Annotated in this window: 10 protein-coding genes; 3 read left to right on the forward strand and 7 right to left on the reverse strand. The window is 58.3% G+C overall.

Annotated features, from left to right (window positions below; translation table 11 throughout):
• The first annotated feature begins 36 nt into the window (after positions 1-36).
• The 3 genes from N645_RS16445 to N645_RS0101265 all read left to right on the forward strand — a co-directional run bounded on the left by N645_RS16445 (position 37) and on the right by N645_RS0101265 (position 5,591).
• Positions 37-2,124, forward strand: a complete 2,088-nt coding sequence (locus N645_RS16445; RefSeq protein WP_036159740.1) for a TonB-dependent receptor — start codon at positions 37-39, stop codon at positions 2,122-2,124.
• Positions 2,125-2,273: 149 nt separating this feature from the next.
• On the forward strand, positions 2,274-4,487 hold the full coding sequence (locus N645_RS0101260) for an alpha-amylase family glycosyl hydrolase (RefSeq protein WP_024459698.1): 2,214 nt from the start codon (positions 2,274-2,276) through the stop codon (positions 4,485-4,487).
• A gap of 150 nt (positions 4,488-4,637) precedes the next feature.
• Positions 4,638-5,591: a glycoside hydrolase family 43 protein gene (locus N645_RS0101265; protein ID WP_024459699.1), complete on the forward strand. Its 954-nt coding sequence runs from the start codon at positions 4,638-4,640 to the stop codon at positions 5,589-5,591.
• 45 nt (positions 5,592-5,636) lie between these two features.
• Here N645_RS0101265 and N645_RS0101270 read toward each other — a convergent pair whose 3' ends face one another.
• From N645_RS0101270 to N645_RS0101300, 7 genes are all read right to left on the reverse strand, one after another.
• Positions 5,637-6,434 carry a DeoR/GlpR family DNA-binding transcription regulator gene (locus N645_RS0101270; RefSeq protein ID WP_024459700.1) on the reverse strand — a complete coding sequence of 266 codons (798 nt, stop codon included), beginning with the start codon at positions 6,432-6,434 and terminating at the stop codon, positions 5,637-5,639.
• Positions 6,435-6,536: 102 nt separating this feature from the next.
• Positions 6,537-7,346 carry a triose-phosphate isomerase gene (gene tpiA, locus N645_RS0101275; protein ID WP_024459701.1) on the reverse strand — a complete coding sequence of 270 codons (810 nt, stop codon included), beginning with the start codon at positions 7,344-7,346 and terminating at the stop codon, positions 6,537-6,539.
• A 51-nt stretch (positions 7,347-7,397) separates the two neighbouring features.
• Positions 7,398-8,054, reverse strand: coding sequence for an LUD domain-containing protein (locus N645_RS17325; protein ID WP_024459702.1), 657 nt, complete (start codon positions 8,052-8,054; stop codon positions 7,398-7,400).
• The gene (locus tag N645_RS0101285) at positions 8,047-9,495 is read right to left on the reverse strand and encodes a LutB/LldF family L-lactate oxidation iron-sulfur protein (RefSeq protein WP_024459703.1); all 1,449 of its coding nucleotides are present in this window, start codon (positions 9,493-9,495) and stop codon (positions 8,047-8,049) included. Before N645_RS0101285 ends, N645_RS17325 begins: the two co-directional genes overlap by 8 nt.
• The gene (locus N645_RS0101290) at positions 9,492-10,310 is read right to left on the reverse strand and encodes a (Fe-S)-binding protein (RefSeq protein ID WP_024459704.1); all 819 of its coding nucleotides are present in this window, start codon (positions 10,308-10,310) and stop codon (positions 9,492-9,494) included. The genes N645_RS0101285 and N645_RS0101290 overlap by 4 nt, the downstream gene beginning before the upstream one ends.
• 78 nt (positions 10,311-10,388) lie before the next feature.
• Complete coding sequence (gene rhaI / locus N645_RS0101295; protein WP_024459705.1) at positions 10,389-11,681, reverse strand: L-rhamnose catabolism isomerase; 1,293 nt, start codon at positions 11,679-11,681, stop codon at positions 10,389-10,391.
• A 23-nt stretch (positions 11,682-11,704) separates the two neighbouring features.
• Entirely contained in the window at positions 11,705-13,804 is a 2,100-nt protein-coding gene (locus tag N645_RS0101300; protein ID WP_024459706.1) for a bifunctional rhamnulose-1-phosphate aldolase/short-chain dehydrogenase, read from the reverse strand.
• Between the last annotated feature and the right edge of the window lie 163 nt (positions 13,805-13,967).

Consider the following 13,967-nt stretch of genomic DNA (forward strand, 5'->3'; position numbering starts at 1 on the left):
ACTCACGGCTTTTGTGCATTCCCGTGAGAAACCACTATGCTCAACGCCCACCGTTTTGCCCCCTTACCACTGTGTCTGCTGTTTGCGCTGCCTGCCCTTGGTTTCGATCCGACCGTTGAGGAAATTGAAATTACCGGGCGGGTGCTGTCGGGCGAACCGTCGGCCCAGTCCACCGAGCGCCGGCTGACGAGTGAGGGCGTGGACTTTTCCGCCGCTGGCGGCGTGTCCGCGTTACCCGTGCTCAATGGCCTGGGGGCGGATCGGGTCAAGGTGCTGATCGACGGAGCGGAGTCGGGAGTGGCCTGCGCCAACCAGATGAATCCGCCGCTGTCGTATATTTCCGGCAGTCAGATCGAAACACTTGCTGTAATGGCCGGCATCTCCCCGGTGAGCGTGGCCGGTGACAACATTGCAGGTGTGATCAGTGTCAATGCTATCGAACCTCGCTATACGGATAGCGATCAGTTGACTTGGCAGTCCGGTTATTTGGCCGGAGCGTATCGAAGCAATGGCGACGCGCGCCAGATTTCTCTCGGGGCCCGTGCGGCGAGCGACAGCATCAGCCTGGCTTACAGTGGCGCTTTCGACGACTCAAAAAGTTATGAGGATGGTCGGGGCGAGCGGGTTCTGGATACCCTGTACCGTGCTCAAAACCACAGTCTGGTCGGTGCCTGGCGGGACGATAGCCAACAGCTGGCGATGAAGCTCTCGCACCAGTACATTCCCTATCAGGGCTATCCCAACCAGTATATGGACATGACGGAGAATCGCAGTACCGGGCTGATGGCGCACTATGAACGCAAGGCCGACGACGGGCGGGAATTTCACGGCCAATTGAATGTTCAGCAGGTTGAGCACGCCATGGGTTTTTTCACCGAGGAAAAACCGGGCAGCATGCCGATGAACACCGAAGCGGATGAGGTGAGCTACAAGCTGCGCTGGCATAAGCCGCTCAATGACCAGCATACGCTGTTGCTGGGCCATGAGTATCATTATTACCAGTTGAACGATTGGTGGCCGGCGGTGGAAGGGTCGATGATGATGGGGCCCAATGATTACCGGAACATCACCGATGGAGAGCGCGAACGGGTCGCGGGCTATGCCGAGCTGCGCAGCCGGCCCGGCGATGCGTGGACGCTGATCAGTGGTGTGCGGGTTGAAGGCGTTCGTACCGATGCTGGCAAGGTGCAGGCTTACAGCAGCATGCCCATGATGGGCATGCCCAACGTCGATCACCAGGCGGCCCAGGCGTTCAACGCGGCGGACCGTGAACGCCGGGATACCAATGTCGACCTGACGCTGCTGGCGCGTTTTCAATGGAGCGAGGCGCAATCACTGGAAGCGGGTATCGCGCGCAAGCAGCGCAGTCCGAACCTGTACGAGCGTTACTCCTGGGGGCGCGGTGTCATGGCCTCCACCATGGTGGGCTGGTTCGGTGACGGCAATGGCTATGTGGGACGTATCGACCTCGAGCCCGAAACCGCTTACACCCTCAGCGCCCGCTACCGCCTAGGCGCGGAAGACAGTCCCGTTCAACTGTCCATCAGTCCCTATTACACCGAAGTGGATGATTACGTCGACGTCGACCTGATCGGAACCTTCAATCGCGGTGACAGTTCAGCGTCTGAACGGCATCTGCTGCAGTTCAGCAATCAAGATGTGACGCTGTATGGTCTTGATGTTGATGCCCGCTATCGACTGACGTCCCTTGCCATCGGCCAGTTTTCGCTGGAAGGCGCTCTGGACTATCGTCGTGGCGAGCGCGACCGAGACGGCGAGCCCGTCTACCAGATTCCGCCGCTCAGTGTTCAATTCGCTCTGGCGCATACCCTGGATAACTGGGAAAACCGCCTGACGGTGGAGTGGGTGGATGAAAAAGACCGCGTGGACAGACTGCGCAAAGAAAACACCACCGGACAGTACACTCTGGTCAATCTCTCGACCCGCTATGAGTGGGAGCGGGTGACCCTGTCGTTGGGGGTGGATAACCTGCTTGATGAATATTACGAGCAACCTCTGGGGGGCGTCAGTATCGCCGCGTTCAGAACCGGAGCGAGCGAGGGGTTCGACCCAGTCCCTGGCGCTGGACGGTCGTTGAATGCGGGGGTCCGCTACCGGTTCTGATCCTCACCAAGGGGTTTGTCTGGCCCCTTTGTGTACTGCATACGTATTCATCCCTATGCATACGTATGCAGTGTGTTGTTCGTTCCGAGCCCCCCACCTACCATCACTTCGGATAATAGCGCATAACATAAAATCCTGGAGTGACAATAATGAAAACCCTATCAAGACAGTGGTACGCACTGGTGCTCAGCGCCCTGGTGTTATCCTTTTCCGCATTGGTTGGTTGTGGTGGTTCCTCCTCGGGAGATTCCGGTCCCGATGTGGTCAATCCCGATCCCGACGACGATAACGACAACGACGATGATGATACCGGTGACGATGACTCCGACGGCGATGATACCGACGGAGATGGCGACCACACCGCCGAGCCGCTCACCTGTGACAACCCCTCCTACGCCGAGGCCATGAACCTGCGCATTTATCAGGTGATGACCGAGTCCTTCATTGATGGCGATCCGGGCATCGGCCATGGGGTGGGTTATGGAACCAGCCACCACAGCGGAGATATTCGCGGCATCATCGACAGTCTGGAGTACATCAAGGGGCTGGGCTTCAATGCCATCTGGCTGACGCCGGTTTTTGACAGCGTTCCTCTGTCCGGCCAGGACCTGGCCGCCGACCGGCTGGATGCGACCGGGTACTACGCGAGCAACTATTTTGCGATTGATCCCAATTTCGGCTCCATGGACGATGCCCGGGAGCTGGTGGATACCGCCCATGAGCTGGGGTTGTATGTGTTCTTTGATGGTGTGTTCGGTCACTTCAAAAACAACGCTGAGGAATACCCGTCTGTTGAGGGGCGCACGGTTACGACCGGAGGTGCGAGCGTGGCCGGTACCGGCCGTATTGCCGAGTACCCGGATGACCTGGAATTCTTCAAAGAGGTTGCTACCTACTGGGTGGAGGAACTGAAAATCGACGGCTGGCGTCTGGACCAGGCCTATCAGGTGCCCCTGGGTGCCTGGGTCGAGATCCGCCGCGCCGTGGAAGACGCCTCGGCATCGGTCACCTATACCAACGCCGACGGTGAGGCAGTGAATCCGCTCGGCTACATGGTCGCGGAAATCTGGAAAGGTGAGGCGGACATTGCCGCCGAGGCTTACGGAGCGGATGACAACCCGGCACTGTGTTCGGCGTTTGACTTTCCGGTGCGCTATGCACTGGTTCAGGCTCTGGCCGTGGAGGAGAACGGGGCAAATAACCCAAGCGCCGCGCGGCTGAGAAGCGGCTTCAATTCCTATGACGCCTATCCCGATCACGCCATACCCAATGGCTTTATGGGCAATCACGATCTGGTGCGCTTCGGGGATCTGTTGCAGCGCGGCGACATTGCCGACCCGCAAGACGATCTTTATTGGGCGCGCCACAAGGCGGCCTACAGTTTCCTGGCGGCGTATACCGGACCCATCACTCTCTATTACGGGGAGGAGATAGGTGAGGAAGTGCCGGATTACGCCGATGAGGTTACCGCTAACTGTGCCGACCAGGGGCTGTGCGATGACCACGTTGCCCGCACCAGCGGAAAGGTCGAAGGTCTGCCCAGCGGGACTGAGCGAGAGGTGTTTGTCGCCAATGAGAAACAAGCGGAGCTGCGCGACTATCTGACGGAGTTGATGGAACTGCGTGCGGCGCAACCGGCACTGTATCGCGGTGAACGCACGGCGATTGTTGCGCCCATTGACGTGGCCGGTGCGCTCTATGCGGATTACAAAACCTATGCCGACGATGCGGTCCTCTACCTGTTGAATGTGAGTGATGAACCCATCGAAACGACGTTTGAAGCCTGCGCGCTGGGAAGCACCGGAGCCTTGACCAACCTGCTCACCGACGAAACCATCAACGCTGACCAGGAAGGGCGTTATCAGATCCAGATTCCGGCCAGCGCTGCATTGTTTCTGAACGTTGAGTCACCTGCTGAGGACGGCCCGGGTTGTACCACCAGCGATGGGCCCGTCGGGTCTGGCCCCCTGGCAGCGTGCGATACACCCGATGCGGACGGCACCGGCCCACTCGCATCCGATATGTACATTCGCGGTTCTTACGCGGGAGGTGATGGGTTCGGTGCCACCCCGAGCGATCGTCGCTTTGGCTATAAAGGCGATAACCTGTATCAGGTTGTGGTGAACGAACCCTCGGCAACCAGCTACGGCTTCAAGTTCGCGAACGCGGAGTGGACCTATGAATTCGCCGTTGCGGGCAGTGCCGATGTCGTTCTGGGGGCAGAGCAGGCCATGGCGGTTGCGTCCGGGCCCGGAACCGAATCGTCCATCGACATTCCCGAGTCGGGAGACTATGTGTTCAGTTTTCAGATCAACGACGCACTCGACGGCGGCACCATGATGGTCAGTCAGTGCGCTGAGTGACCGCCGTTCGAATCATGGCAAAAAGGGCGCTTCGGCGCCCTTTTTTGATTATTGACAGAGTCGAGCGAGTCATCGGGGTATCGGGGTAGACTTGCGAGTTGGATCGCGTAAAATTCAGATTCATACTACAAATAATTGCAAGGACCTTTCATGACTTTTCGACACGGTGGTATTACCCTCGGAATCTTGTTAGTCGTTTTACTGGCCGGCTGCGAATCAACCCCCACTTCTGATGATGCTTATGTCTTTTCCTCTTTTCGGGGCAACGGTGAGGGCGGTTTGCACCTGGCATACAGTCACGATGGGCTGACCTGGAAGGCGTTGAAAAACGATACGACGTTCCTCGAGCCCGAGGTCGGTCAGGGGCTGATGCGTGACCCCTGCATCATTCAAGGGCCCGAGGGGACCTTTCACATGGTGTGGACCACCGGTTGGTGGGATCAGGGGCTGGGGGTGGCGCACTCCGATGATCTGGTGAACTGGTCCGAACAACAGTTCGTCCCGGTAATGGCTCATGAACCAACGGCGAGAAATACCTGGGCGCCGGAAATCATCTGGGATGATCAGAATGATCAGTATGTGATTTATTGGGCCAGCACCATCCCGGGACAATTCCCTGAAACCGCCGATAGTGGCGACGACGGCCTGAACCACCGGATCTATTACACGACCACCAAAGATTTTCAGACCTACAGCGACACCAAACTGTTCTATGAGCCCGGGTTCAATGTGATTGACTCCACCATCATTCCCGATGGGGACGGTTATGTCATGATCCTGAAAGATGAGACTCGTCATCCCGCCGAGAAAAATCTGCGAGTGGCCCGCAGTGACAGTCTCTATGGGCCCTGGACGGAGCCGTCCGAGCCGTTTACGCCAGAAGGCGTGTGGGTGGAGGGGCCGACCCTGCTCGATCTGGGTGAAGAGGTTATCGTCTATTACGACGAGTACACCAACAAACGCTACGGCGCGATGCGCACCCGTGATTTTGATACCTGGACGGATATTTCAGACGAGATCAGCTTCCCGGAGGGAACCCGACACGGGACGGTACTGCGCGTATCAAACGCGACGTTGGAAGCGTTGTTGGAGGAAGTTGAGTAAGATTGGCGGCACCCTGTGGTGCCGCCGTCGCTCGTTGCGAGCGTTTTATTCCGCCTGGCTCACGTCAACCAGAATCACTTTGATGTTCTGATCTTCAAAAAAGCGCACGGTCTTTGGATCGGCTTCGCTGTCCGTGATCAGAATGTCCACATCCGCGAGCGGACACAGAATGAAGTTGCTGCGCTTGTTGAGCTTGGTGCTGTCCGCCAGGATGATCAACTGATCCGCCTGCTTTTTCAGTTTCTGCTCGGTCTGGATCAACAGCGGGTCTGATTCCATGACCCCAAACTCGCCAATCCCCGGCGTTCCCATGAACATTTTACTGGCGTGGTAATACTGGATGGTGTCGTTCTCAAAGGCGCTCAGGATGATGCCCTGTTTCCGGTAGAGCTCCCCGCCGGGCAGGGTAATCTGGTTGTCACTGACTTCCGACAGGTCCTGGGCCAGCACAAAGGAGTTGGTCAGCACGTTCAGGTGACGGTCGGCCAGAAACTCCTTCATCATGTAGGTCGAGCTACCGCCGTTGATGATGATGAATTCACCGTCCTCACACAACTTCACTGCTTCCTGTGCGATCAGCCGTTTGACGTCGGCCCGCTGTTCCTTGGCCGCGAGAAACGCCGAGCCTGAAATGTGCGGGCGACGGACTCTCCGGTCCTGGACTTTGAGCACCTCGGCCCCACCCCGGATTTTGCGCAGTTGGCCCTGATTGGACAGCTTGGTGATGTCCCTCCGGATGGTGGCTTCAGAGGCGTTCAGTTGCGTGGACAGGTCATTGACACTGACAAACTGTTGTTCGTCGAGAATGTCCAGCAGCAGTTTGTGGCGTTGTTTTTCCAGCATGGAAGTCGAGGCCCCGAGATGAAATGATCATGTAAAGGAAATTTGACGGAAAACTAGCATAAAATTGCCGAAAAAACAAACAAAATCAGTCATAACCTTTCACTAAAAGTCTTGATAGTGGACGTTTTTCGTGGATTTCGTTTCGGGCTTGGGCGGTCGGGTCTGAGCGGCCCAGCAGATGTCCAGAAAGTCGGCGGCTTTCAGGGAGGACCCGCCAATCAGACCGCCATCGACATTGGGCAATGAAAAGATTTCCTCACTATTGCCGGGTTTGAGACTGCCGCCATAAAGCAGGGTGACGTCATCGGCGTCCAGGCCGTTATCGGATAATTGCGCTCTGATCAGGGCGTGGGTGGACTGAATGTCCGCCAACTCGGCGGATACCCCGGTACCGATCGCCCACACCGGCTCATAGGCGATGACCGCGTTGCGCAATGCGTGCGCACCACAGCGATCAATCACCGTCTGAATCTGGTGGGAAATGACCGATCGGGTCTGACTCTGTGCCCGTTCCTGTTCCGTTTCACCAACACACAACACTGGAGTGAGCCCCGCAAGGGACACCAGTTTGAATTTCCCGGCAACGTCCATATTGCTTTCTCCCATGCGAGCCCGTCGTTCGGAATGTCCGACGATCACGTAGCGGCACTGGAGCTCCTTGAGCATGTTGACACTGACTTCACCCGTGAAAGCGCCAATACACTCCGAGCTGACATCCTGGGCGCCAAGCTGCACGACATCGGGCAATATCGAACGAATGGATTGCAGGTAAGGAAAGGGAGGGCAGACGGCGACCTCCACGTCCTGAAGCGTCTGGGATTTCAGTCCGTGGCGAAAGTGGGTCGCCCAGAGAACATTGTCGGCCAGGCTGCCGTTCATCTTCCAGTTGCCAATCACCAGGCGTTGTTTCACGGTCTACTCCAAAATAATTCAACGGATTCGATATCAATCAATAGGGTTTGGTCACTGGGGCAGGGACTCAACAATCAGGTAATCGGTCCGGCGCGGTCCATGGGCGCCAATCTGAATCTGTTGCTCGATATCGGCGGTCCGGGACGGGCCGGTGACCAGGTTGACTGTTCGCGGCAGAGGCTGACCGTCGTGCAGTCTCTCCCAGGCATCTTCCTGAAAGCGGACAATGTCCCGCTTGTCGATCAACACAATCAACCGCTCCACCAGAAACAACAACCTGCTCGGGCAGTCACGACTCAGGGACATGATGGTCCCGGTTTCAGCCATCGCCGAGTGGGCGCGCACCAGCCCCCAACTCTGAACCGGCTGTGGTGTGTCGTCGGAAAGGGTCAGTGATCCCCAATCGGATTGGCTCGCGGCGATTTGGGGGGACAGCGACAGGGTGGGGGGAACGCTCTGACTGTCCGCCTCACGCTCCAGCCAGTGCTGAACCTGCTCCAGACTTTCCAGCTCGGTCACCACGGCGCCGTTGCGTTGGGCTTCACTGATAAAGCGCGAGACGGTTTCCACATGGCTGAGTGCCGGTTGGGCCGGCGTGTCGGCCTGCGTCTCACACAGTGTTTTGAAGGCCGCTTCCAGGTCCTCGTCCGCGTGGTCGCTGCCGATGGACTGACGAATGCGCTCGATAATACGGGTGCGACTATCCATGACGACGGTTCTCCGGGTGTGATTGACGCTGCTGTTGCCGCCACTGAGTCTGGAAGCTGGACCCCTGCGGCGCAGAGAAATCCCGGTACCGGGTCCAGCCGGACATCATCGGCAGTGAGCGGAAGCGTCCCCGGCTGCCTGCCAGCCAGCGCAACACCTTCACCGCAGGACTGGTCAGCCGCCGGTAAAGTCCGGGGCGGCGGCTGAGTCGGCAAAACAGTTTAACGGCCATCGTTGATGCCTTGGAACGGGTCGCTTCACGCTGCTCTTTGTCCCGTAACTTGCGCATCAGGCCGGGCAGGGGAATGCGCACCGGGCACACCGATTCGCAGCGACCGCAGAAGGTACTGGCATTGGGCAGCTGATAGTCATCTTTGCCGTGGCGCAGCAGGGGGGTGAGCACGGCGCCCATGGGGCCGGGGTAGACGCTGTTATAGGTGTGCCCGCCCACAGATTGGTAGACCGGGCAGTGATTCATACAGGCACCGCAGCGAATGCAGTGCAGCATGTCCTGGAATTCCGTGCCCAGAATTTCCGTGCGCCGGTTGTCCATCAGGACAATATGAAAATTCTCCGGCCCGTCTTTATCCTGGGCGCCCTTGGGGCCGGTAAAAAAAGTGGTGTAGGTGGTAATGTCTTGCCCGGTGGCGCTGCGGGCCAGTACCCGGAGGATGGCGCTGGCGTCTTTCCAGGTGGGAATCACCTTGTCGATGGACGTGGTCACGATATGGGTTTTGGGCAGCGTCGCCGTCAGGTCGCCATTGCCTTCATTGGTCACAATCGCGGCGGTGCCGGTCTCGGCAATCAGCATATTGGCGCCGGTGATACCCACATCCGCCTGCAGGAACCGCTCGCGGATCACGTCCCGGGCTTCGTTGACGATCGACTCGACGGCGTCAAGATCCCGCTCGCCCAGCGGATGATTGTCCCGGAACAGGGCCTGAACCTGCGCCTTGGTTTTGTGCAGTGCCGGGGCGACGATGTGGCTGGGGCGTTCATGTGCCAACTGGATGACATATTCGCCCAGGTCGGTTTCCTGAGGTTCGATGCCCGCTTCTTCGAGCGCCTCATTCAGCTCGACCTCTTCGCCCACCATGGACTTGCCCTTGGTGACAGTTTTGGCCTCGTACTGACGACACAGTCCGACGACGGTCTCGCGCATCTGTTCGGGGGTTTCGACCCAATGGACCTGTCCGCCGGCGTCCTGCACTTTCTTTTCAAAGTGCAGCAGGTAAATATCCAGATTTTTCAGCGCACGCTGGCGTGCGCGCAGGGCGCGATCGCGCATGGCCTCGAAGTTGGGTACGCGCTCGATCGCCGCCTGGCGTTTGTGCACAAAGCCTGAGCCGGCCTTTTCCAGGGCCTGCTGCAGGTTGTCATCATCCAGGGCGCCCCGGGAGCGGGCGATGAAGTCCGGTTCCTGTATCTGGACGCCGCTCATGATGTTTCCCCGGAGTCGGCGGCGGCTTCGCCGATAGCGGGCGCGGCGAGATCACCCGCCAGCACTTCGGCAATATGACGCACCTGAACCACAGAATTGCCGGAGGCCGGGTCGGCATCCCGTTGCAGCTTGCCGGCGATATTCAGCAGGCAGGACAGGTCCCCGCCCAGCACCATGGAGGCGCCGGATTGTTGAATGTTTCGGGTTTTGTCGCCGACCATGCGGTTGGAGACATCCGAGTACTTGACGCAGAAGGTGCCGCCAAAGCCGCAGCAGACATCGGTGTCGGCCATCTCGGTCACCTCGACCCCTGAGCACTGCTTCAACAGACGGCGTGGCTGCTGCTTGATGCCCAGCTCGCGCAGGCCCGCGCAGCTATCGTGATAGGTCACTTTCTGTGAACTCAGGTCGATATTGGGTGTGTCCGGGGTGTAGTCCAGCACATCCGTGAGAAAACTGGTCAGCTCAAACACCTTGCGGCAGAAGGCAACGACCTCTGCGCTTCGGGGGTCCCCGTCGAACAGTTCGGGGTAGTGTTCCCTGATCATGCCACCGCAGGAGCCGGAGGGCGCAACGACGTAATCAAAGTTTTTGAAACTCTGCACAATGTTCCAGGCCAGTGCGCGGGTCTCGTCGGGAAGCCCGTTGTTGAATGCGACCTGCCCACAGCAACTCTGTTCCGGCACGCTGACGATGCAACCGGCCTGCTCCAACAGCTTTACGGTCGCAAAGCCGATGCTGGGCCGTATCAGGTCCACCGGGCAGGTAATAAACAGGCCGACATGAGGGCCTTGTGATGACTGGTTATTCGACATAATTATCCGTCTGATTCACAGCGACCGGGAAGGGTAAAAACGGTGCCGGCCGACACATTGAAGCCGGCACCCAATGCGCTACACAATACCGGAACGGCTGCCACCGGTATCCGGGCGAGCCACCGCCGCCTGCTCGCGGTACTGGGAGGCCCGGTAGGTGGCGAGCGGATTGATCGCGGCGTTTTTCCGGAAACGGGCCATGGCCAGGATCGGAGACACGTCGACGTTGAACGCTTCTTTCAGCGTGTTGCTTGCCATCAGGGCATCATTGTCCTGCTGATAACCTTCCAGTGCCGTGCGGTCAACCAGCAGAGCCTTGATGTAGGAGCGCTGCACCTCAATTGCTGAATTGATCAGACTTTCGATCGGGTCGGTGACATTGTGCGATTGATCGAGCATATAGGCCGGTGAAAAACCGGGCTGTTTGCGGTGCTCCGCATCCACCAGTTCGTTGAAAATCAGGAACTGCTGGTAGGGATGAATGGAGCCGCTGTCCAGATCATCATCGCCGTACTTGCTGTCATTGAAGTGGAAGCCGCCCAGCTTCTTGAACTGAATCAGGCGGGAGACGATCATTTCGATATTGACGTTGGGCGCGTGATGGCCCAGATCCACCAGAGACTTACAGCGTTCGCCGGTTTCCATGGCCGCCAGGATGTTGCTGCCCCAGTCCTGAATGACCGTGGAGTAGAACGCCGGCTCAAACATCTTGTGTTCCAGGTGCATTTCCCAGTCGCCGGGCAGGGCGGCGTAAATGGCTTTGGCGCTGTCCAGGTAGCGCTCAAACGCGCGCTGGAAGTGTTGTTGGCCCGGATGGTTTGAGCCATCGCCGACCCAGACCGTCAGCGTGTCGGAGCCCAGCTTTTTACCCCACTCGATCACCTGGATGTTGTGGGCGATGGCCTGCTCGCGTACCGCCGCACTGGTATGGGTGAGGCTGCCGTACTTGTAGGACTGTGCCTGGTCCGGCTGATCCTGAAAAGTATTGGAGTTCACCGAACTCCAGCTCAGGCCGTAGCTGTCGGAGTGGGCTTTCAGTTCACTGAAGTCATCCACCACGTCCCAGGGAAAGTGGGGCGAAATGGCGCTGGCACAGCCCGAGAGCTGATGGATGACCGCGCAGTCTTCCACTTTCTCGAAAATGTTTCGCGGTTCACCGACGCCGGGAAAGCGGGCAAAGCGGGTGCCGCCGGTGCCGGTGCCCCAGGAGGGCACGGCGATGTCGAAGGCCTGAGCTTTTTCGGTCAGGGCATTGATATCAACTCCCTTGCGGGAGAGCTGCTCGCCCAGAACCTCGAAATCCCGGTTGAGATCGGAGGCCAGTTTGTCGTTATGCGCCGAGACGACGTCAGGCTGAATGGCGTATTTCATGATTATTTTCCTGCTGGCTCGGGTTATCGGGTAAAGGACGGCGCGTGACCGGCATCGACGTTGATAATATTGCCGGTGGACTTGGCCGACAGATCCGCCGCGAAGAAGTAGGCGGCCTCGGCGATGTCTTCCGGCAACACCGAACGCTTGAGCATACTGCGCTGGCGGTAATGCTCTTCCAGTTCTTCGTTACTGATATCGTACGCTGCGGCACGCTCCTGGCGCCACTCGCCGTCCCAGATTTTGGAACCGCGCAGTACCGCGTCGGGGTTGACCACATTGCAGCGAATACCCAGAGGGGCTCCCTCCAGCGCGATGCAGCGGGCCAACTGGATTTCGGCGGCTTTGGCTGTGCAGTAGGCCGACGCACCGGGAGAGGCCACCAGGCCATTCTTGCTGACGATAAAGACCACGGAGCCGCCGGTGCTCTGCCGTTTCATCAGTTTGAAGCCTTCGCGACCGACCAGGAAGTAACCGGTGGCCAGGATGCTGATGTTCTTGTCCCACAGGTCCAGGCTGGTTTCATCCAGCGGGGCGGAGCTGGCAATGCCGGCGTTGGACACCAGAATGTCGATGCCGCCGAACTCCCGGGCAACCTCGGTCATGGCGCCGGCGACCGATTCGGGTTTGGTCACGTCGCAGTGCACCTGGCGAATGACATCTTTCCCGAACGCCTGAGTCAATTCGCTCTGTGCGCGGTCGAGACCGGCCTGGTCAATGTCGGCCAACATGATGCAGGCGCCTTGCTCGGCCATACGGATGGCCGTGGACTTGCCGATACCTCCGGCGCCACCAGTGATGAAGGCGATGCGGCCGGCCAGAGACTTGGGCTTGGGCATGCGCTGCAATTTCGCTTCTTCAAGCAGCCAGTATTCAATATCAAACGCTTCCTGCTCCGGCAGGCCCACATACTCGCTGACGCCGTTGGCTTCGCGCATCACATTGATGGCGTTGACGTAGAACTCACCGGCAATGCGCGCGGTGGCCTTGTCTTTGGCAAAGGTGATCATGCCGACCCCCGGCACCAGGTAAACCACCGCATTGGGGTCGCGCATGGCCGGGCTGTTGCCCCGCTTGCAACGATCGTAATACGCCGCGTAGTCCTCGCGATAGGCTTCAAGTTGCTGATCCAATCCCTTCACGCAGCGTGCCAGTTCAGCATCAAGGTCCTTGGCGGTGGGGTCGAAATCCAAAACCAGCGGGCGGATCTTGGTGCGCAGGAAGTGATCCGGGCAGGATGTGCCGAGAGCGGCCAGTGGCTCCAGGTCTTTGGAGTTCACGAACTGCAGCACGGTATCGGAATCGTTGAAGTGGCCGATTTTGCGTTGCTCGTTGGTGATTTTGCCGCGAATCAGGGGCATCAATTCGCTGATGACGGTTTGCCGACGGCTTTCATCCAGGGGGTTGTCATACTTGATGCCGCCGAAGGCGTCGGTTTTGTTGTTCGCTTCCAGCCAGTCCTGCGCGCGCTGAATGATGTTCAGCGTGGTCAGGTAACAGTCTTTGGATGTGGGACCCCAGGTAAAGATACCGTGACCTTCCAGCATGATGCCCTTCAGGTTGGGGTTGTCTTTGGCCACTTTTTCCAGCTTCAGCCCCAGGTCGTAGCCCGGGCGCTGCCAGGGCAGCCAGCCCATTTCGCCTTCGAAAATCGTTTCGGTCAATTCCTTGCTGTTCTTGGTGCAGGCAATGGCGATGGCGGCATCCGGGTGCATGTGGTCGACATGCTTGTGAGGGATGTAGGCATGCAGCGGCGTGTCGATGCTGGCCGCGCGGGGGTTCAGGTTGAAAGTACAGTGGGGCAGGTAGCCCACCATCTCGTCTTCGTGCTCCAGGCCCCGGTACAGGTCCTTCAGTTGGTGGAGCTTCTCCATATAAAGGGTGGAGAAACCATCGAGTTTGATCGAGCCCAGATCACCCCCGGAGCCTTTTACCCAGAGCACCTCGGCGTCCTGACCGTTCAGTGGGTCCTTCATGGTGAGTTTGGCCGAGGTGTTGCCTCCGCCGAAGTTGGTGATGCGCAGGTCGGAGCCGAGCAGGTTGGAGCGGTACTTCAACAGCTCGGGCTCGCTCATCTTGGCGGCTTCTTGATCATTCCAGAGGTTATCTAATTTCGAGGCCATGGTCGTCGCTCTTATTTCAGGTGAATAATGGATTCATAATCCGAATTTCTGATTGAGAGTGATTATAAATGAGCAAAAATGGAGGGTCAAGGTGAAGTTGATCGAATCTTTATGGGTTTTGAGGTTGTTTAAATGCTATTTTGACGTTATTGTTCATAACTGA

The organism is Marinimicrobium sp. LS-A18 (assembly GCF_000463525.1).
GTDB lineage: Bacteria > Pseudomonadota > Gammaproteobacteria > Pseudomonadales > Cellvibrionaceae > Marinimicrobium > Marinimicrobium koreense.